This is a genomic window from Kocuria sp. UCD-OTCP (assembly GCF_000349605.1).
Taxonomy (GTDB): domain Bacteria; phylum Actinomycetota; class Actinomycetes; order Actinomycetales; family Micrococcaceae; genus Kocuria; species Kocuria rosea.
The window spans coordinates 23,708-47,362 of record NZ_KB714684.1 but is presented as its reverse complement, the minus strand read 5'-3'; the positions used below and the strand labels follow the sequence as shown (position 1 = coordinate 47,362).

17 protein-coding genes and 1 pseudogene are annotated in these 23,655 nt (G+C 65.9%); 13 read left to right on the top strand and 5 right to left on the bottom strand.

Translation table 11 applies throughout. From position 1 onward, the window contains the following. Positions 1-23 precede the first annotated feature (23 nt). The 11 genes from H488_RS34940 (at position 24) to brxL (ending at position 17,678) form a co-directional block, all read left to right on the top strand. The gene (locus H488_RS34940; RefSeq protein WP_017834914.1) at positions 24-935 is read left to right on the top strand and encodes a restriction endonuclease; all 912 of its coding nucleotides are present in this window, start codon (positions 24-26) and stop codon (positions 933-935) included. A 5-nt stretch (positions 936-940) separates the two neighbouring features. Further along, positions 941-2,710 carry an AAA family ATPase gene (locus H488_RS34935; RefSeq protein ID WP_150110416.1) on the top strand — a complete coding sequence of 590 codons (1,770 nt, stop codon included), beginning with the start codon at positions 941-943 and terminating at the stop codon, positions 2,708-2,710. Then, positions 2,707-3,861 (top strand): 5-methylcytosine restriction system specificity protein McrC, encoded by a 1,155-nt coding sequence (locus tag H488_RS34930; protein WP_017834912.1) that lies wholly within the window; start codon positions 2,707-2,709, stop codon positions 3,859-3,861. Before H488_RS34935 ends, H488_RS34930 begins: the two co-directional genes overlap by 4 nt. Positions 3,862-4,026: 165 nt before the next feature. Continuing rightward, entirely contained in the window at positions 4,027-4,212 is a 186-nt protein-coding gene (locus tag H488_RS34925) for a hypothetical protein (protein WP_017834911.1), read from the top strand. A gap of 268 nt (positions 4,213-4,480) precedes the next feature. Continuing rightward, complete coding sequence (locus H488_RS34920; protein WP_017834910.1) at positions 4,481-4,690, top strand: helix-turn-helix domain-containing protein; 210 nt, start codon at positions 4,481-4,483, stop codon at positions 4,688-4,690. A gap of 81 nt (positions 4,691-4,771) precedes the next feature. Continuing rightward, the gene (locus H488_RS34915; protein ID WP_017834909.1) at positions 4,772-5,380 is read left to right on the top strand and encodes a DUF1819 family protein; all 609 of its coding nucleotides are present in this window, start codon (positions 4,772-4,774) and stop codon (positions 5,378-5,380) included. Then, on the top strand, positions 5,380-5,991 hold the full coding sequence (locus H488_RS34910; RefSeq protein ID WP_031283789.1) for a DUF1788 domain-containing protein: 612 nt from the start codon (positions 5,380-5,382) through the stop codon (positions 5,989-5,991). Before H488_RS34915 ends, H488_RS34910 begins: the two co-directional genes overlap by 1 nt. 4 nt (positions 5,992-5,995) lie before the next feature. Beyond that, positions 5,996-9,568: a BREX system P-loop protein BrxC gene (brxC, locus tag H488_RS34905; RefSeq protein WP_017834907.1), complete on the top strand. Its 3,573-nt coding sequence runs from the start codon at positions 5,996-5,998 to the stop codon at positions 9,566-9,568. Then, positions 9,568-12,984 (top strand): BREX-1 system adenine-specific DNA-methyltransferase PglX, encoded by a 3,417-nt coding sequence (gene pglX, locus H488_RS34900; RefSeq protein ID WP_017834906.1) that lies wholly within the window; start codon positions 9,568-9,570, stop codon positions 12,982-12,984. Before brxC ends, pglX begins: the two co-directional genes overlap by 1 nt. Next, complete coding sequence (pglZ, locus tag H488_RS34895; protein WP_017834905.1) at positions 12,977-15,469, top strand: BREX-1 system phosphatase PglZ type A; 2,493 nt, start codon at positions 12,977-12,979, stop codon at positions 15,467-15,469. Before pglX ends, pglZ begins: the two co-directional genes overlap by 8 nt. A gap of 7 nt (positions 15,470-15,476) precedes the next feature. Beyond that, complete coding sequence (gene brxL / locus H488_RS34890) at positions 15,477-17,678, top strand: BREX system Lon protease-like protein BrxL (protein ID WP_017834904.1); 2,202 nt, start codon at positions 15,477-15,479, stop codon at positions 17,676-17,678. Between the two features lie 593 nt (positions 17,679-18,271). Here the strand turns inward: brxL and H488_RS37705 are convergent. From H488_RS37705 to H488_RS34875, 5 genes are all read right to left on the bottom strand, one after another. Next, positions 18,272-18,778: a hypothetical protein gene (locus H488_RS37705; RefSeq protein ID WP_150110415.1), complete on the bottom strand. Its 507-nt coding sequence runs from the start codon at positions 18,776-18,778 to the stop codon at positions 18,272-18,274. 6 nt (positions 18,779-18,784) lie between these two features. After that, complete coding sequence (locus H488_RS37700) at positions 18,785-19,375, bottom strand: NAD(P)-binding domain-containing protein (RefSeq protein ID WP_017834901.1); 591 nt, start codon at positions 19,373-19,375, stop codon at positions 18,785-18,787. A 64-nt stretch (positions 19,376-19,439) separates the two neighbouring features. Then, positions 19,440-19,586 (bottom strand): hypothetical protein, encoded by a 147-nt coding sequence (locus H488_RS37550; protein WP_017834900.1) that lies wholly within the window; start codon positions 19,584-19,586, stop codon positions 19,440-19,442. A 6-nt stretch (positions 19,587-19,592) separates the two neighbouring features. Continuing rightward, a complete protein-coding gene (locus H488_RS37545) occupies positions 19,593-20,321 on the bottom strand; it encodes a CPBP family glutamic-type intramembrane protease (protein WP_017834899.1) in 729 nt (242 codons plus the stop codon). A gap of 278 nt (positions 20,322-20,599) precedes the next feature. Continuing rightward, positions 20,600-21,949 carry an alkaline phosphatase PhoX gene (locus tag H488_RS34875; protein WP_031283787.1) on the bottom strand — a complete coding sequence of 450 codons (1,350 nt, stop codon included), beginning with the start codon at positions 21,947-21,949 and terminating at the stop codon, positions 20,600-20,602. A gap of 268 nt (positions 21,950-22,217) precedes the next feature. Here H488_RS34875 and H488_RS34870 point away from each other — a divergent pair, with 268 nt between their 5' ends. Further along, positions 22,218-22,889, top strand: a complete 672-nt coding sequence (locus H488_RS34870) for a DNA alkylation repair protein (RefSeq protein ID WP_017834897.1) — start codon at positions 22,218-22,220, stop codon at positions 22,887-22,889. 174 nt (positions 22,890-23,063) lie between these two features. Further along, a pseudogene (locus H488_RS38630) lies at positions 23,064-23,594 on the top strand (MFS transporter); the annotation flags it as partial. Positions 23,595-23,655 lie beyond the last annotated feature (61 nt).

Sequence of the window (23,655 nt, the reverse complement as noted above, 5' to 3'; positions counted from 1 at the left end):
CAATTGGCAACGATCGAACTCGGATGAAGGCGGCCGTGGAGCGCGCCTATCCGGAGGCCAAGCCGGGGGCCATTCCCGTGTGGGCCGGCATCCTGCTGCGCTTCACCTTCGAAATGCAGATCGGCGACCTGGTCATCGCTCCGTACAAGCCGGACGGCACCCTGAACTTCGGCCGCGTGGTGGGTGAGTACGAGTTCCACCCCGAGGTGGAGGAGCACTACCACCGCCGCCGGGTGGAATGGATCCGCACGGGCGTCCCCCGGGGCATCTTCCCGCAGAAGGCCCTGTACGAGATCGGGTCCGCGCTGACGCTCTTCCGCGTAAAGAACAACGTGGCTGCCTTCCTGGCCTACCTCGACCAGCCGTCTGGGACGGTCGAGGATGCCTCACGTCCCGTCGTCGTCGACGAGGAGCCGGAGCACCTCGACGAGTGGGCCGCCGACGAACCCAGCGCCGGGAAGCTCCACCAGTACACCGAGGACTTCGTGCGCAAGACCCTGCTGGAGGAGCTGACGCACGAGGAGTTCGAGTACTTCACCGCCGATCTGCTGCGCGCGCTCGGCTATCAGGCGCGGGTGACTCCCTACGTGGCGGACGGTGGCGTCGACGTCGTCGCGCACAAGGACCCGCTGGGTCTCGAGCCTCCGCTGCTCAAGGTGCAGTGCAAGCACACGGCTGCCGTGCAGAGCCGTCCGGACGTCCAGCGTCTCATCGGCACGCTTTCCGTCGGGGAACTGGGACTCTTCGTCACCATGGGCAGCTACAGCAAGGACGCCGTGGACCTGGAGCGCGTGCGTCAGGACCTCCGACTGCTCACCGGCCAGGACGTCGTGGAGACGACGCTGCGCCACTACAAGGACCTGCCGCAGAAGTGGCGTTCCCGGATGCCACTGCGGGAGGTCTACGTCGTGGACCGCGAGTCCGAGGGGCGGTGACGGACGTGGCCACGACGGAGACTGCTGACCACGCGGAGATCTCGCCAGACGATCCCTTCCCCTGGGTTCCGTTCTACGAAGCCGTGGCCACCCGGCTGCTGGACTTCCGTGACGACCGGGTGCCACTTGCCCGGGCGTTCGACGCGGTGCGGGCCGACATCGGCTCGAAGGTCTATCCCGACGTGTTCCTGAACGACACAGAGGGACCTGTCGAGGACATGTGCCCGTTCACGTTCATGTGGCTGTACAGCCAGGATGACAGGGACGGGCGTCGTACCCGGCTCGCGGAGCTCGTAGCCGAGCAGCTCGGACTGGACCTTCCCGTGCCCACGAACTTTGCCGGCGCGACGATGACCCGCCTGAAGCAGGCCTGGTGGTTCCACTACGCGAAAACGCGGACGGACGAGGTCGATCGGCTCTGGCGGGTGTTCGTCACCGGTTGCGCATGGGCGGACCACTTCGACGACCCCTCCTGTGAAGCCGAGTTCACGGCTGCCCTTGAAGCGCTGTTCGAGAAGTTCGATCTCGGCTGGAGGATCGCCACGGGCCTGTTCTATGCGCGGCCCCGCACGTTCTTCCCGCTGCAGCGGAGCCACGTGAAACTCGCCCGGGACATGCTTGGCATCCAGTTGCCACGGCCCGAGGACGCCGGGGCAGCCGTGGCATACGTGACCTTGCTCCGGCAGGTGCACGAGTACCTGGCCACCCCCACCGCGCGGCATCACAGCATCGCGGACATGTCCGCCGACGCCGAAGGGACGAAGGGCACCGTGACCACTCGTGAACATCTCTTCCCCGAGCGCTACGCAGCAGCTCCCGCGGGGGCCGGGGAGGAGAATGGCGTCGCGCTGGACGATGCCGGCTACGGCGTGGACCATCTCCTCGCCGACGGGTGCTTCCTGCCGCGCGCGGAGATCGAGTCTGTGCTCCACACGTTGCGGCACAAGAAGAACGTCATCCTTCAAGGAGCGCCCGGAACCGGCAAGACGTGGCTGGCTCAGCGGCTGGGGTGGATCCTCGCCGGCGCACGTCGCGCGGACACCGTCCGGGTCGTGCAATTCCATCCCAACACCTCCTACGAGGACTTCATCCGGGGATACCGCCCGCAGGCGACCGACGACGGCGGGGCGGCCGGCCTGGTGCTGACCGACGGGCCGTTCCTGAAGTTGGCCGACCAAGCGCGGAAGAACCTGGAGCTCAGCCACGTGATGGTGATCGAGGAGATCAACCGTGGCAACCCGGCGCGCTCCCTCGGCGAGATGCTGACGCTGGTCGAAGCGTCCAAGCGGTCCGAAGAGCACGCCATGCACCTCACGTACGTCCAGAAGGACGACGACGAGGGCGGCGTCTGGCTGCCGCCGAACCTGCACGTGGTCGGCACGATGAACATCGCCGACCGGTCGCTGGCGCTGGTCGATCTGGCACTGCGCCGCCGGTTCTCGTTCGTCACCCTGGAACCCCAGCTCAACGAGGCGTGGATGCGGTGGACGGCCTCCCGGATCAGGACGTCCCGTGGAGATGCGGAAGCTTTCGTGCGCGCGGTTAAGGCTGGCATCGACTGCCTCAACGAGGAGATCCGAGCGGATCCCTCGCTGGGCAAGAACTTCGTCATCGGGCACAGCTTTGTGACCCCGGTGGACGTCGTCGACGACGCCGGCGCCTGGTTCCACGAGCAGGTGGAGACCTCCATCCGTCCACTGCTTCACGAGTACTGGTTCGACGCTCCGGACCGCGCGGAGGCCGCGGCGGACCGGCTGTTCGCCGCCCGGGCATGACGGTGCAGGAGCCCGACGACGGCAGCGTGGGCGTCGTCGTCGGCGAAGGATCTACCCGGATCCCCATCCGGAACCTTTGGTTGCTCTACCTGTACGCCTCGGAGCTCTACCAGCACCTCTCCGCGTCCGAGCGGGTCCAGGCGGAGGGCAATCCCACAGCGCTGGCGGACCTGGCCGCGCGCATCCTGCTCGCCGAGGTCCGCAGCCGCCTGCGACGCGGGATGACCCCCGGGTACGTGGCCAGGCACGAGGTCCTCGCGCACGTGCGGGACCGGGTCGATCAGATCACCACCGCCCGCGGCATGCTGCTGGAGCGCGGGCAGGTCGCCTGCGACTTCGAGGAGCTCACGGTGGACACCCCGCGCAACCGCTATGTCTGCGCTGCGCTCCTGACGGCGGCGCGGTGGCTGGGTGACACGAGAGCTGTGCGGTCGGTCGACCCGTCACGCACGTCGACCCTGGCCCACGACTGCCGCTCTGTGGCGGCCGACATGCAACGCCTCGGCGTCACCGCGGAGCGCCCGGATCCCTTGACGCCGAGGAGGCAGACCTACAGCCACTTCGACAGCGACGACCGCAGGATGGTCGCCGCCGCCCAGCTCCTGCTCGAGCTGGCCCTGCCCAGCCACTCCACGGGCCGAGCGGTGCTCCGCGGGCTGGACTACTCGGAACACAGCCTCCGCAGACTGTTCGAGGAGGCGGTCCGCCGGTTCTACGCCGTGCACCTGCGGCCGCAGGGATGGTCCGTGGGCAAGCAGCAACTCCGCTGGCCGTCGTCGTCAGCGGGTGCCATGGACGTGCTTCTGCCCGTGATGGAGGTGGACGTGGTCGTCGAGCACCGACGGCATCGGCGGCGGATTGTGCTCGACACCAAGTTCACCACCGCCTTCTCGAAGCAGTTCGGGCACCGCGGCGGAGGGCTCCGCTCGGAGCACCTCTACCAGCTGTACACGTACGTCCGGAGCCAGGAGGGCGAGGTCGCGGAAGACATGCGCACCGAGGGGGTATTGCTGTACCCGGCGACGGAGCAGGCTCCCGAGCTCGACGTGACGACGCGTATGCACGGCCACCAGTTCCGAGTGGTCACGGTTGATCTGGCCGCTGCTCCAGAGTCCATCCATGCCGGGCTCTTGTCAGTTGTTACGGCCTGAGCGCCCGTCACCGGGTCGGCCGGCGACGAAGGGCCCGGTTGTTGGCGCTCGTGAATCCGACGCGATCTCTCCCGCCTTCGCACGGGTTGACGTTGTTGTCTCAGCGATTCTCCTGTGCGTCATTACCCGTCGGGGTGGGGCACCCTGTGGAGCGAGAAACGGGCGGTGCTGCACACATCGGCCCTCTCGATGTGCGGCGTGGTGGTCTTCTACACCTGGTTCATCTTCGCGCCGTCTTACGCAGTGGCCGTCCACGGAATGGACGCCCAGCACTTTCTGGTGGCCGGTCTCCTGGCGCATGGCGTGTTCCTCGGCGCGATCCCGGTTATGGGCCAGCTAGCCGACCGGTGAGACCGGAAGCCGTTCGTCTTCTTCCTCACCCTGGCTTCGCCGTGCTGGCGTTCCCGCTGGAGCGGATGCTCGGAACGGGCCGATGAGACTGTTCGCCAGCATGGGGATCGCCTCGGTGCTGCTAGCCACCGCCTGTGCTCCGCAGGGGCGGGAAGAGTGACCGATCCTCACCGGGTCAGACAGTGTGTCGCAGGTATCAGAGGGGTATTGGCGTTGATAGGATGAATTGGTGCGTGTCTTGCGCACTCGATCCCGGAGGTCTATCGACGTGGCTGAACCCTGGCTGTCTGCTGAGGAGATCGCCGCCCACTTGGGCATCACGAAAGACACCGTCTACGACTGGATCGCCGACAAGAAGATGCCCGCCCACCGCGTCGGCCGACTCTGGAAGTTCCAGGTCAGCGAGATCGACGAATGGGTCCGTAGTGGCGGGGCCGCACCGGAGTCGCACGAGCACCACGACGAGGCCGACACGTGATCGGCTGCGCCGCTCGTCGGCCGAAGTGTCGGATGACCGACGTATTCTGATCAACTTGCCATTTTCCAGAGGGGGTGTCCCGTGAGCAGCAACTCGGACGCAGTGCGGCGCTATGCGTTGTCGTTCACAGCCGGCGGCCTCCTGGAGCGCGAGGCCGCAGTCTTGGCACCGGTCTACGTCGAGCATCGTGATTGGGTGAAGGTGCGCGACCTTGCGGTCGAAGAGAACCTCCTGCAGGCGCGGACCTACCGCACAGGGGTCCGGCTTGTTCGAGAGACCGTCAAGCGCCTGTCGGCGCTCTCCGACCGTGAGGTTGAGATCCTCGCCGAGGTCACCGCCTCTGAGCGCGGCCACATCATGTGGGCCGCGGCATGCCGCCGCTACGACCTCATCGGGGAGTTCGCCGAGGAGGTGCTCCGTGAGCGCTTCCTTACCTTGGCGGGCACCGTCTCTTACGGGGACTACGACTCCTTCTACCGCGCCAAGGCCATGTGGCACGACGAGCTGAGCGAGGTCACGGACCTCTCGTACAAGAAGCTCCGGCAGGTGCTTTTCAAGATGATGGTCGAGGCAGGAGTGCTGACGGCGAAAGGCATCATCGAGCCCGTGCTTCTCTCCCCCCGCGTCGCCGAGTTCCTCACCCAGCGCACGCCGAGCGACATCCGTTTCTTCCCGACGAGGGCGGCCTGATGCCCCTGCACTCCAACCCCACATTGGCTCAGCAAGAAGAGCACCTGTTCAAGGTGCTCAGCAGCGAGCGCTTTCTGAAGATGGAGGGCCTCGGCAACGAGGTCGCCCACTTCATCTACGACTACGACCCGGCATGGGCGCTAGACGTCACCCAGGCCAAGAAGCGCATCAAGACGAAGCTCAACACCGAGCTGGGCATCAAGGTCTTTGAGATCAACCTCTACGACCTGTGCGTCGAGCTGCTGAAGAAGCGCAACGTGTGGGAGCGCGTGCTCGTGGCTGAACCGACGATGGACAAGCCCGACTTCCTCAAGATGCTCCAAAACATGCTCGACCCGCAGATGCACCTGGCTCCGGTGATCAAGGAGCGCATTGCAGCCGAGTCGTTCCAGATTCTCTTCCTGACCGGTATCGGCGAGGTGTTCCCGTTCGTGCGCTCGCACACGGTGCTCAACAACCTGCAGGCGGTCGTCTCCGAGCGGCCGATGCTGATGTTCTTCCCCGGACGGTACGAGGTGTCGGCCACGCAGGGCTCAGCACTGGTCCTGTTCGGCCAGCTCAAAGACGACTCCTTCTACCGCGCCAAGCGCATCCTCGACCAGGAAGCATGACCCGATGAAACTCAACGAGATCTTCCTCAAAGACGTCACCCGCTCGATCGAGGGCGTCGTCAAGGCCGATGATGTCGACCACCTGGGCATCGAGGTCGAGGAGTACGTCTTCACCAACGACGCCGCGAAGGGCGTCGCGCCGCTGCTGGAGGAGTACACCAACTACACGAACGCCAACGGCGTGTGGATCTCCGGTTTCTTCGGCTCCGGTAAGTCCCACCTGCTCAAGATGCTCGCGCACCTTCTCGGCGACGTCGAAGGCCAGGCGTTCCCGCGGGAGAAGGTGAGCGAGGGCTTCCTTGGCAAGACCGACGACGCGATGCTCATCGCCTCGCTCACGAAGGCCTCCGCCATCCCGGCCAAGAGCCTGCTGTTCAACATCGACCAGAAGGCGACCCTCATCGCCAAGGACCAGACCGACGCCCTGCTCAGGGTGTTCGTCAAGGTCTTCGACGAAAGCCGCGGCTACTTCGGCAACGACGGCGCCGTCGCCCGCTTTGAGGAGGATCTCGACAAGCGCGGCCAGTACGACGCCTTCAAGGCTGCCTTCGCCAAGCGCGCCGGGATCGACTGGTCCCAGGGGCGCGAGCAGACCGCTCTGGAAGGCCACAACATCGACAAGGCGTTCGCCGAAGTCAACGGCGAGGCTAACCCCGGGATCATCGCCNAGGGGCGCGAGCAGACCGCTCTGGAAGGCCACAACATCGACAAGGCGTTCGCCGAAGTCAACGGCGAGGCTAACCCCGGGATCATCGCCCAGTACCAGAAGTCCTATGCCGTCTCGATCGAGGACTTCGCTACGTCGGTCAAGGCATGGATCGACAAGCAGGAGCCCGGATTCCGACTAAACTTCTTCGTCGATGAGGTCGGGCAGTTCATCGCCGACGACGTCAAGCTCATGCTCAACCTCCAGACGATCGCCGAGTCCCTCAACACCAAGTGCAAGGGCCACTCGTGGGTGTTCGTCACATCGCAGGAGGACATGGACAAGGTCATCGGCGACCGCACCAAGCAGCAGGGCAACGACTTCTCCAAGATCCAGGCCCGATTCAGCGCCAAGGTGAAGCTCACCAGCCAGGACGTCGAAGAGGTCATCAGCAAGCGTCTGCTGGAGAAGAACGACGCCGGCGCGACCGCGTTGCAGGCGATCCATTCCAAGGAAGCCGCGAACTTCCCGACGATCTTCAACTTCGTCAACGGCGCGAAGACCTACCGCAATTACCTGGATGAAGCCCGCTTCGTCAACACCTATCCGCTCGTCACCTACCAGATCCCGATGTTCCAGGCCGCGATCGAGGGCCTGTCCGACCACAACATGTTCGAGGGCAAGAACAGCTCGGTCGGCGAGCGCTCCATGCTCGGCGTGGTTCAGGAAGTCGCCAAACGCATCGGCGGCGAGCAGGTGGGTTACCTCGCCACTTTCGATCAGATGTTCGCCGGAATCAGTGCCGCACTGAAGTCGTCCGCCCAGAGCGCGATCCTCCAGGCCGAGAAGCACCTGCCTGACCCGACCTCTGACGTGACGATCCTCGCCAACCGGCTTCTGAAGGCGCTTTTCCTGGTCAAGTACGTCGACACTTTCAGGGCCACACCCCACAACCTGACCGTGCTCGTGTACGACCGCTTCGGTCTCGATCTCACCGGATTGGGCAAGCAGGTGCGGGAGGCTCTGAACTTGCTGGAGACGCAGTCGTACGTCCAGCGCAACGGCAACGTCTACGAGTACCTCACCAACGAGGAACAGGAGATCGAGAAGGAGATCAAGGCGGTCGACATCGACTCCTCCGAGGTGTCCAGCAAGCTCTTCCGGTACCTGTCATCCGACATCCTCAAGAAGAACAAGCTCGGGTACGCGAAGAACGGACAGGACTTCCCGTTCGGCTACAAGCTCGATGACATCGTCCAGGGCAACCAGCGCGAGTTGACCATCCACTTCATCACACCGGAGACGAGCTACAGCGACTCCGAGATCGCAGCACAGAGCATGGGCAGGGACGAACTGCGGGTGTTCCTCGGTCGCGACAAGCGGCTGCTGGCGGACCTGCGTCTGCTGCTGAAAACCGAGAAGTACACCAAGCAGCGCACCAACTCCGGTGCCACGCCCTCGATGCAGGCGATCCTCCAGTCCAAGCAGGTACTCAACGCCGACCGCGAGAAGGATCTCATCGAGCGCCTCCGTCAAGCCGTCGGCAAGGCGCAGCTAATCATCAACGCCGCGGAGATCCCCTCCAGTTCCCAGGATGCCGTGACTCGGGTGTCGGACGGATTCCAGGAACTCGTCAGCCGGACCTACACGAACCTCGGCCTTCTCGGCGGCAAGGTCTACCCCGAGCAGCAGGTCGCCGGTGCGGTCCAGAACGACCAGGCGCTGTTCAGCATCGGAAACCTGAGCGCTCTCACCTCGCCGGGCACCGAGATGGAGTCCTGGATCATCACCCAGAACGGCCTGGGCGAGCAGGTGACGATCAAGAAGATCGTCGACCGCTTCGGGTCCAAGCCGTACGGCTGGGACCTCGGCTCTATCGAGGTCGTGCTGGGTTGGCTCGTTGGCAACGGCAAGGTCGCGCTCTCCGTTGACTCCAACCCGGTCGTTCGGACGGAGGCAGCAGCCCTCATCCGCAACACAGGCAAGCACCAGCACACAGTCGTGGCACCGCAGAAGGCCTACGACCAGACGAAGGTCGCCGCGTTCAAGAAGTTCTGCATCGACTTCTTCGACGAGGGTTCCGTGCCGAGCGACCCCACCGAACTGGCCCGGCTCGGCAAGGACAAGCTCGCGTTCAGGCGCGACGAACTCAACACTCTCGTGAGCACGAGCCGGTACCCGTTCGTCAGCCAGCTCTCGTCCGCTGTCGCCCTGCTCGAGCAGGTCGTCGACAAGTCCGTCGACTGGTATCTCAGCGACTTCGACAAGGCCGACGAGCTGCTCGAAGCCAAGGAAGACCTGATTGACCCGATCAAGTCCTTCCTCAACGGCCAGCAGGCCAAGATCTTCGACGAGGCGCAGGTCTTCTTGAACGCCAACACCGGGAACCTCGGCTACCTCCCGGTGGGCAGCGCCGACTCGGTCAATGCGCTGCTCTCCGATGCCAACGCCTTCCGTGGCAACAAGATGAACCAGCTCAAGGCGGCCGCCGACACTCTGCACGGTCAGATTGACAACGTCGTCTCCGCCAAGCGTGCGGACGTGGCCGAAGCGATCACGGGACGCAAGTCCGAGATCCTCGGCAGCGCCTACTACGCCAACGCCACCTCAGCAACGCAGGAGAGCGTGATCAGGCACATCGACCAGATCCTCGCGCGCCTCGTCGGCGAGACACAGATCGCCCTCATTCTCCAGGTGGGAGCGACCTTCGAGCAGGATGACTATCCGGCGCTGCTGAGCCGTCTCGTCGAATTTCAGCAGGACGCTGGCGACGACGTGCCGGCGCCCAAGCCGATCGTGTCGGTCAAGACGATCAGCGTCCCCGGCGTCTCCGGCGTCCTCGAGTCGGAGGCCGACATCGATAACTACCTCACCGCCCTCCGCACCGCGCTCGTCGCGACCCTCAACGACGGAAAGCGAATCACGCTCTGATGGACACCGCACCGCTTAAGTCCTTCGCCACGTCGGCACGCACGGAACTCATCCGCGAGGTCGGCGCGCGGATCACTGCCGTGCTCGCCCAAGGCTCACCGGAACGTGTCGAGCGGCCTAGGACGGTGACCGCCCTGGAGCGGGCCATCGGCGGGGCTGGCGGCGGCGACAAAGGCAAGGTACACGTCGCCAACAAGGTGGCCTACACGTGGTTCAACCGCATCATCGCCCTGCGTTTCATGGACGCCAACGGCTACACCGGCATCGGTGTGGTCTCGCCCGCGGCCGACCAGGTCGGCCAGCCCGAGGTGCTCGCCGCAGCCAAGCGCGGTCAGGTCGACGTGGAGGTGGTCGAGGGAACGAACTCCGCAACCATCACCGGGCTCCTCAACGGCACACGTCAGCCACGACCCGGCGTCAACGCCCAAGCCGAGGCGTACGCGCTCCTCCTCGCGGACTACTGCCGCTACTGGAACAGGGCTATGCCCTTCATGTTCGAGCGCGAAGGCGACTACACCGAGCTGCTCATCCCCGCCAATCTGCTCGCCGAGGACTCCGTCCTGAGCCGCTCCGTCAAGGTACTCACCAAGGACGTGTGCCAGGACGTCGAGGTCATCGGCTGGCTCTACCAGTTCTACATCTCCGAGCGGAAGGCCGAGGTCTTCGCCGGGTTCAAGAAGAACAAAAAGGCCGGCACCAACGAGATCCCCGCCGCCACACAGCTCTTCACCCCACACTGGATCGTCCGCTACCTTGTCGAGAACTCCCTGGGCCGCCTGTGGATGCTAAACCACCCCCAGTCTCGCCTCGTCGACCGGATGGATTACTACATCGCCCCGGTCGACGAAGAAATCGACTTCCTCAAGGTCACCAAACCCGAGGAACTCACGGTGATCGACCCGGCGTGCGGCTCGGGGCACATGCTCACGTACGCCTTTGACCTCCTCTACGCGATCTACGAGGAGGAGGGCTACACGCCGTCGCAGATCCCCGGACTGATTCTCACGAACAATCTCTATGGCACCGAGATAGACCCGCGCGCCGGTGCCTTGGCCGCGTTTGCCCTGACGATGAAGGCCGCGGCCAAGCGCAAACTCTTCCTGAAGAATCCGGTCGAGCCGAACATCTGCGTGCTCGACCCGATCTCCTTCAGTGCCGACGAGCTGAGCTACCTCGTGACCAAGGACGGCGACCGTCACGCGGAAGAGGCGTTCTGGAACCAGTTCGCCGAGGCCGACACCTTCGGCTCCCTCATTCAGCCCGACCCCGCCCTGACAGCCCGGCTCGCCGGCCACCTCGCGACGCTCGACGACGAAGGTGACATCCTCCGCGCCGACGCGCTCAACTGGGCCCAGCGGGCGATCCGCCAGGCGGAGTTCCTGCTGCCGAGGTACTCGGTCGCCGTCGCTAACCCGCCGTACATGGGTAGTGGGAACATGGGGCCCCTGCTTCAGGGATTCGTCAACCGTCAATTTGCAGAAGGGAAGGCCGACCTTTTCTCGGCCTTCATTGTGCGATCTGCAAACCTCGCAGTTCGCAATGGATTTGTAGCTATGATCACCATGCAATCCTGGATGTTTATTGCCTCCTTCGAGAAGCTCCGCAACCTGCTACTGTCCCGCACGCAAATCGTCGGGTTGGCCCACCTTGGAGCTAACGCCTTCGACTCGGTTGGTGGAGACGTCGTTTCCACAACTGCGTTCGTTCTGATGAACACATCATCGAATAGTACGGCTGGAGTTTTCTTCCGATTGATTGACGGTCGCTCCGAGTCTGAGAAGCGAGACGCACTACTTGCCAGGAGGCACCGATTCGAAGCGTCAGGTGCGCAGTTCGCCGCACTTCCAGGACGGCCAATCGCCTACTGGCTTCCGGAGTCAGTCCGGGCAACGTTCTCGCGGGGGCAGCTCGTTAAGGAAGTTGCATCGCCTCGGGTTGGAATGGCGACTGGTGACAATGCGCGTTGGGTGCGCCAGTGGTGGGAGGTGAGCCAGGGGCGAATCGGGCGTAAAATGTCGCGGCGCGAGGCCGCAAGCTCAGGCCGTCGATGGTTCCCATACGCGACCAGCGGCACGGCAACTCGCTGGTACGGCAACGTCTCGTCGGTGGTCGACTGGGCGAATGACGGTTATGGCCTGCAAACAACGAAACACGAGTCGGGCCGCATTCGAGCGCACAACTTCAATTTGGATCAGATCTTTCAATCAGGTCTCGTCTGGAACGTCGTCACTTCAGGCGTTTCATCCTTCCGTTTCGTGGAGGACGGTTACCTCTTTGATGCGTCCGCTGGGCTTTGCCACTCGCGCAGGGATATGTACCTGCTTGCCCTGATGAACTCGACAAGCGCAGTGTTCATTCTGAACGCGATCAACCCGACCTTCAACCTTCCACCTGGCTCGCTGGGAGCTCTGCCGCTGCCTGACGATCCCGATCCGGAGGGAGCCGAGGCTCTTGCTCACCGTGCCGTCGAGATTGCTCGTGACCAGTGGGATTTGTCGGAGACGTCATGGCGGTATACCTGGCCGTTTGATGTGGGCTCACACAGAATTAGCGATCTTGTGCAGGCAGAAGTTTCGGCCCGCAATACCAAACAGGCGGCGTTGATTACCATAGAGAGCCAGATTAACCAGCACTTTGCCAAAGCGTTTGATCTCCAGGCAGGGGACCTGCCCATTGGCCGTCCGGTGAGCGACTTGCAGGCGCCGGGGGTCCAGGATCAATCGCTAGTTGAGCAGCTCATTTCGTTCGCTGTCGGGTGCATGTTCGGGAGATACGGCCTCGATGAGCCGGGGCTGATCCTCGCTGACCAGGGTGCGACGTTGCAGAACTACTTCGCGAAGATTCCGAACCCGACGTTCACACCGGATGCCGACAACGTTATCCCGATCGTGCACGGTGATTGGTTCGAGGACGACATCGTCGAGCGGTTTCGCCAGTTCCTGCGTGCCGCGTTCGGAGAGCAGCACTTCGAGGAGAACCTGCGGTTCGTCACCAAGGCGCTCGGCGTGAAGAACCTGCGCGACTACTTCGTGAAGTCTTTCTACAAGGACCACGTGCAGCGGTACAAGAAGCGTCCGATCTACTGGCTCTTCTCCAGCCCTAAGGGCTCCTTCAACGCCTTGATCTACATGCACCGTTACACGCCCTCGACAGTCTCGACGGTGCTGACCTACCTGCGTGAGTACGTGACCAAGCTGGAGTCGGCCCTTCAGCAGGCCGTGCGCGCTGGGAACGCAAAGGAAGCGGATCGGCTCCGCAAGGTGATCGTGGAGCTGAACGAATACGAGCACGACACGCTCTTCCCGAAGGCGTCCGAGAACGTCGTGATCGACCTTGACGACGGTGTGAAGGCCAACTACCCGAAGTTCGGCGCCGCACTTAAGAAGATCCCCGGTCTGGAGGCGGCGAGTGACTGATCTGACTTCCGTCCAGGATGCCCTCCAGAGCCGACTCGCCTCCCAGCGGGTTGTGTTCTGGCACGACCCCGCCGGCGAGTACGCCGCCGACCTGGATGCGCTGAATTTTGGCAAGGTCAAGGTCATCTGTGTCCATGACAACGAGTTCGGAGTGAAGAACACCCTCCTTGCTGACCACATTAGCAAGTACCTCGTCTACCGCTCCGGCGTCATCCCCCGCGGAACCGCGAACTGGTTGCTCGATCTCGAACTCGCGTGCGGCGTATTCACGGCGGACAAGACCTCCATGCTCCAGCAGGAGCTTGGACTCAACGACCCGGCCCTGCTGCCGGTGATCGAGCAGCACCAGAAGTTCTTTACCGCAATCAGTCGTAAACAAGCCCTGGAGAAGCTCGTGAACGACGGAGACGACGCGGCCCGCCTCCGCGCCAAGATGTGTCAGGTGCTCGTCAAAGCATCGGGCAACAAGCTGACCGATATCGTGCGCGAACTCCTGGTCGAGAACGCCGCCGGGAAGAGCGCCAAGTTCGACGATCTCGTCACCTTCGGCCTCGACCAGTTCTTCTGGGACGGGCTCGCGAGTATTTACAGGTACTCGAGCGCGACGCCAACGATTGACGACTTCGTCCTCTGGATGTTCAGCCGCGCCATCGAAGATTTCGCCTCGACCACCCCGGACGAGTTCCGCAACATCCGCAGCGACTTCAACGCTCTGCGCTACGACGTCCGCACCCAGGATGTGATGACGACGCTGGCATCTCGCGCAGCCGACGCGCTTGACGTGAATGCGAAGTTCGAGCATCGCGACTATCGGGAGCTGGCCACGATCACGATCTTCGAGGAGATCGATCGCAAGGTGATCGTCGACCTCGCCTCTGCCGTCGCTACTCAGTCGGTAGTACCCCGCGAGGTCGCCGACATCGCTCATCAGCGCCAGCACAGCTTGTGGAGCGCCAAGTACGCCAAGCTTTATGAGGCCATTCAGAGCGCCTCCGAGCTGCTCGCGGCGATCGCCGCGCTGCCGCATGCCATCGCCTCAGCCGCTATCGGGCTGGAGAAGTACCAGACCGACTGGTTCCGCATCGACCAGCACTACCGCTGGTTCACCTACGCCCTTCAGACCGCCGACTTCCAGAAGCCGCTCGAAGTGCTCAAGGCTGAGGTCGATAAGCAGTACGCCAACAAGTACCTCTACGACTTCGGCGGGCGCTGGCAGCAGGCTCTTGAGCCCATGAGCGAGTGGAAGTCCGCTGCGCTCGCGCCGCAGGCGAAGTTCTTCAACCGTCACGTCGCTCCCATAGTCAAGGACGGACGCACCAAGGTGGTCGTGATCATCTCCGACGGCATGCGCTACGAGATCGCCGAGGAACTCGCGTCGATGATCCGCAGCGAGAACCGGTTCGACGCCTCACTCTCGGCCGTGCTCGGCTCGCTGCCGAGTTACACCCAGCTCGGTATGGCGTCGCTGCTCCCGCAGTCGAGCCTGGAACTCGACCCCGAGGGCCTGCCGGTGCTCGCGGACGGGAAGCCGACGAACGGAACCGCGAACCGCGACAAGGTCCTGCAAGCGGTCAAGGGGCACGCCATCACGGCAGCCGAGGTCCTGGCCATGCCGGGGAGCGAGCTTCGCGAGCTGTATACGAAGCACCAGGTCTTCTATGTCTACCACGACCGCATCGACGCCGCGGGCGACAAGGCCCCGACGGAGCGGACCGTCTTCGAGGCCGCCGAGGAGACCCTCCGCGAGCTGCTGCTCCTCGTGAAGAAATGGACCAACGCGAACGCGACGAACATCCTGATCACCGCCGACCACGGGTTCCTCTACCAGGACATCCCTCTGGAGCAGGCTTACTACGTCTCGGAGACTCCCCAGGGTGACGCGGTCACCAAAACCAATCGTCGCTACGTGATCGGCCGGTCGCTGAAGCCGTCCCCGTCCTTCATGACATTCACCTCGGCCCAAGCTGGACTCGCGGGAGACCTCGACATCCAGATCCCCAAGTCGATCCACCGCATCCCGCAACCCGGCGCCGGCACCCGCTACGTCCACGGCGGTGCCTCACTCCAGGAGATCGTCGTCCCGGTGATCGCGGTCAACAAAAAGCGCAAGAGTGACGTCCGTGCGGTCAACGTCGACCTCATGCCCGAGACCGACAAGATCACCACAGGACAGCTCGCGGTCAAACTCCTCCAGCGCGAGGCCGTCACGGACAAGATTCAACCGCGCCAGGTCCGGCTCGGCCTCTACGTCGGCGACACGCTGATCTCCGACCAGCCCGTCCTCACCTTCGACAGTGCATCCGATGACCAGCGCGATCGGTACCAGAAGGCCGTGCTCTACCTGACCCAGGACGCCGACCAGTACAACAATCGGCCCGTCGAGCTGCGGCTCGAAGAGCCGATTCCGAACACGACACAGTGGAAGTCGTTCTCGAAGGGGAACTACACGATCAAGCGGTCGTTCACGACGGACTTCGACTTCTAGGAGAGCCATGACGAACCTCGAGGATGCTCTCGGCGAGATCGACGTCCTCGCCGCTGCTGAGGCGACCGACGCCGCCCCGGCGAAATCCGCGCTCGACGACAAGATCAACGAGCACTTCGCCGGTGCCGTCGTGCGTAAGGACCTTGTCAAGGCAGTCCGCGGCAACGCCGTGGTGCCGTCGTACGTCCTGGAATACCTACTGGGCCAGTACGCCGCGTCGGACGACGAGGCGACGATCCAGGCCGGGATCGACAGCGTTCGCCAGATCCTTGCGACCCACTACGTCAACCGCAACGAACACATGCTTGTGAAGTCGGAGATCCGCCGCAAGGGCCGCCACCGCGTGATCGACAAGGTCACGGTCACGCTCAACGAGAAGAACGACGTCCACGAGGCGGAGTTCGAGAACCTCCAAGTCAAGGGCGTCATCATCGACGACGTCACGGTCAAGCAGAACCCCAAGCTCCTCGTTGGCGGTGTCTGGTGCATCTGCGACATCGAGTACTTCCACTCCGACGACCAGCGCGTCGTGCCCTGGATCCTCGGCAGCCTCAAGCCCATCCAGGTCGCCGGCGTCGATATTGACCACTACTACGAGGCGCGCGAGGCGTTCACGACCGAGGAATGGATCGACCTGCTCATGCAGTCGATCGGCCTCAACCCCGAGCAGTTCAACGAGCGCGGCAAGCTCATCGCCCTGACCCGCCTGATCCCGTTCGTCGAGCGCAACTACAACGTCGTCGAACTTGGTCCCAAGGGCACTGGCAAGTCGCACACGTTCAGTGAGTTCTCCCCCAACGGCATCCTCATCTCCGGCGGCGAGGTCACCGTCGCGAAGCTGTTCGTCAACAATGCGAGCGGCCGCATCGGCCTGGTCGGCTACTGGGACTGCGTTGCGTTCGACGAGTTCGCCGCCAATCGGCGCACCGACCAGAACCTGGTCAACGTCATGAAGAACTACCTCGCCAACAAGTCGTTCTCGCGAGGGACGAGCATCTACGGAGCCGAGGCCTCGATGGCCTTCATCGGCAACACGACGCACACCGTGCCCTACATGCTCAAGAACAGCGACCTGTTCGACGAGCTGCCCGACGCCTACCGCGACCCGGCTTGGCTCGACCGCATCCACCACTACATCCCTGGCTGGGAAGTCGCGCCGATCCGCTCGGAGATGTTCTCTACGGGGTTTGGCTTCGTTGTTGACTACCTCGCCGAGATTCTACGTGCGAAGCGGTCTGATGACTTCTCGGACAAATACAATAACTTTTTCACGGTCGACAACTCGATCTCGACGCGCGACCAGGACGGCATCCGCAAGACCTTCTCCGGGCTGATGAAGCTCGTGCACCCGACGGGCGAGGCCAGCCAGGAAGAGGTCCGCGCACTGCTGGTGTTCGCGATCGAGGGCCGCAAGCGTGTCAAGGACTCGATCCTGCGGATCGATGCCACGATGCGCGACACCCCCGTCAATTTCCGGTACTCCGACCGGGCGGGCGTGTGGCACGAAGTGGCGACTCTCGAAGAGAACCAGTACCCGCAACTGTACCGGCGAGACTGGGACGCAATGCCCGACGGCGACGGTGAATCAGGTGAAGGCGCGCCTACGGCACCCCATCCGGCACCGGCCGCCGCGCCATCGACCGCTTCCTCGACGGCTGCTCCGGACGTGCCCGCGGAGCCCGCACCCTCACCGTTGACCGAGGGGCATCGGGACTTCACCGCCGGCCAGAGGGGAGTCTCCTACGAATCCCTCCTCCTGCCTTACCTTCGCGGCGCATCCAAGACCATGATCACAGACCCCTACATCCGGATGCCCCATCAGGGACGCAATCTCGCGGACCTGCTCAGCCTTCTAGCCGCTGCCAAGGACGACGCCGAGGAGATCGACGTCGTGCTCGTCACCACAGAAGAACCCAACGTTGAGTTCAAGCAGCGTCAACTACTAATGCTCAAGTCGATAAAGGACGCGTCCGACGCGGTCGGCATCCGCCTCGCCGTGCGGCTCGATGACACGATTCACGACCGCCGCATCGAGACCAACCATGGCTGGCGCATCGACCTCGGCAAGGGCCTCGACATCTGGCAGAAGCCGAGCGACAACCCATTCGACTTCGGCCGCAACCGCCAGGAATTCCGCCTTATCGGATCGGCGTTCACCGTCCACTTCGTGAAGATCCCCCTAGCGTCCGACCTGGAGGTAGCACAGTGACGCAAGTGCGCATCAACGGCGGCGCGCAGCAGCCCGTGTCCGATGCTCACCCCAACCGGCTCCCACCTGCCTCGGGCTGTCCCTAAACGGGACGGGTCTGGTCTTCGCGGGTTTGTCGGTCTTGTAGTCGAACGAGTTGTCAAAGACGCGCATGGTTGCAGTGTATGTGATCGTAAATTACTGAAATGGGACATCAATACACCAACGCTGCTCTCAGTGACCCCTTGCGCTGTGAAGCACCATCAGACGTCAGGCGGGGGTGTGGCAGGGCCGTCAGCCTCGGGCCGACCGCGCTCCGATCGCCGCCTCAGCACCCGTTAGCGAGGCCCGGGCCCCTCGCCCACCGGGATGCATCAGGCGCGGGGCGAATGCGACCGTGACGGGCCGCTCGGGGCGCAGCGCTGTCCCGTCGCGATCTCCCGCGCCACCCGCTTCGCGATCGTCCCGACGTACCCGGTGGAACACGTAGCCCACGAACCGCAGGCCCGGGACCACCTCACGGCCGGTGCCGTCCCGCGGCAGGCCGCGCTCGTCCAGCACCCCGAGGCCGCCGACCAGGTCCTCCAGGCCGGTCCGGTACCCCGTGGCGGCGATCACCGCGTCGGCGGGCTCGCGCCGGCCAGGACCACGCTGTCGCCGTCGAGCCCGACCACCGCGGAGACGCACCCGATTGCCCCGCCGGAAATGTCCTCGAAGACCTCCGCGTCGACGCTCGCCGGCGTCACGCCGCGGCTCCTGATCGAGGCCATGGCGCCCTCGACGGGGCGGGGCAGCCCATAGGCGCTGAGATCCCCGCCCGTCCTGCGCTGGAGGGCGAAGAGCAGCCGATCCACGAGCGCGTCCGGGAGGTGCAGGAGCAGCGGGACCGGCAGGTCGCCCGGCAGGCCGTTGAGTTCCCACAGGAGGATGTTGAGCGGGGTGCGCACGGCCAGCAGCACCCGCCGGGCACCGCCGGCGGCGAGCTGGTGGGCGATCTCCATCCCGCTGGTGCCGGCGCCGGCGACCAGCACCGTGCGCCCCACGAAGGGCGCGGGATTGCGGTAGGCCGAGGAGTGCAGGACCTCGCCGTCGAAGGCCTCCTCGGTGGCCCAGGCCGGCAGCTTCGGTCATTTGAGGGCGCCGGTGGCGACGACCACGTGCTCGGCGTGCCGCTCGCCGGCCGAGGTGCTGACGCACCAGCCGCTGTCGGGGCGGATCCGGGAGTCCTCCACACCGGTCTCCACTGCCAGGTCGCGGTCGGCGGCGTAGCGCTGCAGATAGGCGATGTACTGGTCCCGGGCGGGGAGCCGGCCGTACTTGCGCGGGAAAGGCGTCCCGGGCAGCGCGGAGTGGCGCCGGAAGGTGTTGAACCGCAGGGTGTCGTAGCGTCCCGTCAGGGCGGCGCCGGGTTGCGGGCCGCGCTCGAGCACGGTGGCCAGCACGTCCCGGGCATGCAGCTCGGCGGCGGTGGCCAGGCCCGCCGGGCCCGTCCAGCACCACACCACCCCGCACATCCGCTGCAGGCGCAGCTCCTCGGGGAACGGCGGGGCGGGCGGGACGATGTGGAAGGCGAAGAACCCGATGAGGGCCTCCGGTGCGGAGGGCAGGAAGGCGCGGTACCAGCGCAGCAGCTCCGCGGCCTGCTCGACCGGCCACAGCATGGGCCTGCCCACGATCGTGTCGACGGGATGGAGCCGGAAGGTGAACGCGGTGACCACCCCGACGTTGCCCCGCCGCCGCGCGGCGCCCAGAACCGGTTCGGATGGTGCTCGTCGTCGGCCGTCACGAGGCCGCCGCCGGGCCGGGCCTGCCCGGGGCCGTCCAGGCGGCGGCTGCCCGCCGCTCGGCGTCCCGGCCCAGGGGCCGGGTGCCCCGGCCCCGGAGGCGCCGCTCCAGCGCCAGCAGGATCGTGAGCAGGACCACCGCCACGATGGCCTACCACTCGCCCTCCACCACCCCGAGGTTGCCCGCGGCGTTCCAGGCGGCGTGCTGGATGCCGATGGCCAGCACGTTGCCGCCGGTGTCGAGCAGGTGCAGGCCCCGCAGGTACCGGTAGACGGGCGGGAGCAGGACGAGCAGCGCGAAGTTCCGGGCGGTCTCCCCGCTCCAGCCCTCGGCCAGGTAGAGCGGCAGGTGGACCGCTGCGAAGGGCAGCGCGGTGAGCACCGCCGCGAGCGCCAGGCCGTGCCGGGCGGTGAGCCGGGACTGGAGGAAGCCGCCCCAGGCGGTCTCCTCCCACAGGTTGAGCACCAGTGCCCCGTAGACGAGGGTGGTGAACAGGTACCACCCCGCCTCGGCCGCCCAGCCGGCCGGCGGGGCGCGCAGGGAACCGGTCGCCGCCGCCAGGGCCAGGGTGAGCACCGGCATGCCGAGCAGGACCACGGCCCAGCGTCCCACGCCGAAGCGCCAGGCGAAGGCCCGCCCCAGCAGCCGCCGGATGCCGCCCGGCCCGTCGGCCAGGCGAGTGACCAGCAAGGCCGAGCCCAGCAGGGCGACGTAGGTCATGACCAGCAGGAACGGCTCCATCGGGAGGCCGGCGAGCAGAGGGACCGTCAGCGCCGCCCAGCCCAGGCCCAGGGCCAGGAGGAGGAACACCGTCACGGGCCGGCGCCGGGCCGGAGAGCCGCCCCGGGACGGGCGGGACGGATCGGGTCGATGGGCCATGGAGTGCTCTCCTCCGGCCTGCTTCCAGGGTCTGGCCTGTGGTGGCGCGCCCTCGCGCGTGTCTCTCACAGTGCGCGCCAGGGAGGACGGAGGCAAGGGCGGACGCAGGGAAGCGGTTGTGTGTCACCGGCGGCCGTGCGCGGCTCGTGAGCCGCCTCCGTCCGGAGCGCCGGGCCCGGCTGACGGCCCGGCCGGGCGCTCTCAACAGCGAGGCGCCGCCCGGAGCTCTCCGGGCGGCGCCTCGCGGTCGCCTCGGGTGCCGCGGCGCGGCGGCTGCGCTACAGCGCGCCGTTCTCCCACGGGCCGGTGACGGCGTAGGTGATGCCGGGGCTCTGCACGTTGAAGAACAGGATCCGGCCGTCCGGGCTGAACGTGGCGCCGGCCAGTTCACTGGTGTTGGGGGAGTTCAGCTCCGCCACGTCGAAGATCCGGCCCTCGGTGGTGACCCCGCGCAGCAGGTCCTTGCCGCCGCCGTCCTCGCACAGCACCAGGCCGCCGGTGTTCGGGGACACGCAGAGGTTGTCCGGGGCCTGCAGCACCTCCGGGTCGGTCGACTCGTAGACCAGCACGAGCTGGCCGCCGGAGTTGCCGCGGGGGCGGTACTCCCACACCTGGCCGAGTCCGGCGTCGCCGCCGCTGGTGGAGTTGATGTAGATCGAGCCGTCGCCGTACCAGGCGCCCTCGAGCCGGGCGAAGACCGCGCCGCCCTGCTGGTGGCCCTGCTTGAACACGGCCAGGGTGTCGGTGCTGTCCGGGTCCGGGTCCGCGATGTCGACCCACTCGACCGGCAGCGGCTTGCCGACGCGCTGGCTGTAGCGGGTGTCGTACTGCGGCTGGTCCTTCACGGCCAGCAACTGCAGCCGCCCGCCGGCGGCCAGCCGGTCGCGGTCGTTCGGGAGGAACCGGTAGAACCCCGAGGTGCCGCGGTCCTCCGTCTCGTAGACGATGCCGGTCTTGGGGTCGATCGCAACGGCCTCGTGGGTGAACCGGCCCATCGCCTTCAGCGGCACCGGGTCAACCGGCGCGGTCGCGTCCGCGGGGACCTCGAACACGTAGCCGTGCGGGTGCGCCACGTCCAGGCCGGTGAAGGTCTCCTCGCAGGTCAGCCACGTCCCCGCCGGGGTGGGGCCGCCGGCGCAGTTGCGGATGGTGCCGGTCAGGGACGGGTAGGTGCTGACCAGCGCCATGGTGGCGGGGTCGAAGACCATGTTGGTGGTGCCGCCGGCGGCGTTCGGGTTGTAGCTGCGGGCGCCGAAGGCCGGTCCCTCGGCCTGCTCGTGGTTGCGCACCAGGCGGATCGTGCCGTTCTCGCCCTCGAAGGCGGCCATGCCGTCGTGCTTGCCGGGCGTCGGCGTGCCGTCGCTCATGGGCGTGCCGGTGTGGCCGAAGGCCACGTAGGAGAAGCCGGCCGGCAGCAGCAGCTCGCCGCCCGGTGCCGGCCGCAACGGCCCGTAGCCGCCGTTGTCCGGCGCCTGCATCGTGTCGTCACCGCGCGCACGCCCCTGGGCGGCGTGCGCGGTGTTGCCCATCAGCGCGGACAGGGCGGCGGCGGCGCTCATCGCCCCGCCGGCCTTGAGGAGTCCGCGGCGTCCTACGGGGGTCATGGCCTGGGTCTGTGCTGTCGTCATCTCGGTGCTGTCCTCACGGGTCGGTCGGCTGCTTCCGGAGACCGACTCCAGCAGGGGAAGTCGAACAGCGGACCAGCACGCCGTGAATGCCCCGCGTCGAGCACATGGCGGCCTTGTTCACGATCGAGAACGGAGATGGTCGGGGTCCGCCGGGTTCCCTGCCCGCAGACTCCGAGCCACGCCGCAGGCGGCTGACGACGTCGGGTCCGCTCGCCGGCCTCGCTCTCCTCGTAGGCTGGATCGCATCCGAGACGGGCAGGAGGCCGAGGTGGCCGAGACAACGGTGGACGACGTGCTGGCCGAGCTGGCCGCGCTCGAGGACCCCCGGGTGTGCGCCGTGAACGAGCGGCACGGCGACGACCACGGGGTGAACCTGACCAAGCTGCGGGCGGTCGCGAAGCGGCTGAAGACGCAGCAGGACCTCGCGCGTCAGCTCTGGGAGACCGAGGACACCGCGGCGAGACTGCTGGCTCTGTTGATCTGCCGCCCGAAGGCGTTCGAACGCAACGAGCTGGCCGCCATGGTGCGCGAGACGCGCGTCCCCAAGGTGCACGACTGGTTCGTGAACTACGTGGTGAAGAAGAGCCCGCACGCCGAGGACCTGCGATTGGCGTGGATGGCCGATCCGGATCCCGCGGTTGCGAGCGCCGGCTGGGCGCTGACCTCCGACCGCGTGGTGAAGAAGCCCGAGGGCCTCGACCTCGCCGGTCTGCTCGACGTCATCGAGGCGCAGATGAGAGCCGCCCCGGAGCGCCTGCAGTGGGCGATGAACACCTGTCTGGCGCAGATCGGGATTGAACACCCCGAGCACCGGGCCCGTGCCCTCGAGATCGGGGAGCGCCTGGAGGTGCTCAAGGACTACCCGACGCCACCGAACTGCACCTCGCCGTTCGCGCCCGCCTGGATCGCCGAGATGGTGCGCCGGCAGGACAATCCGTAGCAGTACCGCGCTCGAGGGCGTGCCGTGGTCTCCGGCGGTCGTCCGGGGCCGCACGGGGCGGTGCCTGGACGGCATCCCGACGACGACGAGGCGCAACACCGGCCCCGCGGTGGGGCTAGCGTGAGGTGAGCGCGGTCATGCTGCGCTCACCAGTCCCGCCGTGAAAGGCCCTGCATGTTCCTCCGCTCCGGAGCCGCGCCCCGCCGTCGTCCCGTGCTGTCCGCGAAGGCGGCGTTCTGGGTGCAGGCGTCCGTGCTGGTGGTGGTCATGGCCGCCTCCAGCGCGCCCAGTCCGCTGTATCCGCTGTACCAGGACCTGTGGGGCTTCCCGCCGGTCGTGCTGACCGTCATCTTCGCCGCGTACGTGGTGTCCCTGCTCGCCGCGCTGCTCACGGTGGGGGCGCTGTCCGACCACCTCGGGCGCCGACCGGTGCTGCTGGTCGCCCTGGTCCTGGAGATCGCCGCGATGGCCGTGTTCGTGCTGGCGGACAGCGAGGCGACCCTGGTGGTGGCGCGGCTGGTCCAGGGCGTGGCGACGGGCACGGCGACCGGGGCGCTGGGCGCCTATGTGATCGAGCTCGAACCGGAGGAGCGCCGGGGGCTGGGGACCGTGATCACCGGGGCGGGGCCGGTCCTGGGCCTGGCTGGTGGCGCGGTGGCCTCGAGCCTCATCGTCGCGGCCGCCCCGGGAATGATCGACCTCATCTTCCTCGTGCTGCTGGGGCTGCTGGTGCTGCAACTCGTGGGCACGGCGCTCGGCCCCGAGA

Coding starts and splice junctions, on each gene's coding strand:
- H488_RS34940 (WP_017834914.1), top strand. CDS start 24: ATGAAGGCGGCCGTGGAGCGCGCCTATCCGGAGGCCAAGCCGGGGGCC.
- H488_RS34930 (WP_017834912.1), top strand. CDS start 2,707: ATGACGGTGCAGGAGCCCGACGACGGCAGCGTGGGCGTCGTCGTCGGC.
- H488_RS34910 (WP_031283789.1), top strand. CDS start 5,380: ATGCCCCTGCACTCCAACCCCACATTGGCTCAGCAAGAAGAGCACCTG.
- pglX (WP_017834906.1), top strand. CDS start 9,568: ATGGACACCGCACCGCTTAAGTCCTTCGCCACGTCGGCACGCACGGAA.
- brxL (WP_017834904.1), top strand. CDS start 15,477: ATGACGAACCTCGAGGATGCTCTCGGCGAGATCGACGTCCTCGCCGCT.
- H488_RS37545 (WP_017834899.1), bottom strand. CDS start 20,321: ATGGCCCATCGACCCGATCCGTCCCGCCCGTCCCGGGGCGGCTCTCCG.
- H488_RS34875 (WP_031283787.1), bottom strand. CDS start 21,949: ATGACGACAGCACAGACCCAGGCCATGACCCCCGTAGGACGCCGCGGA.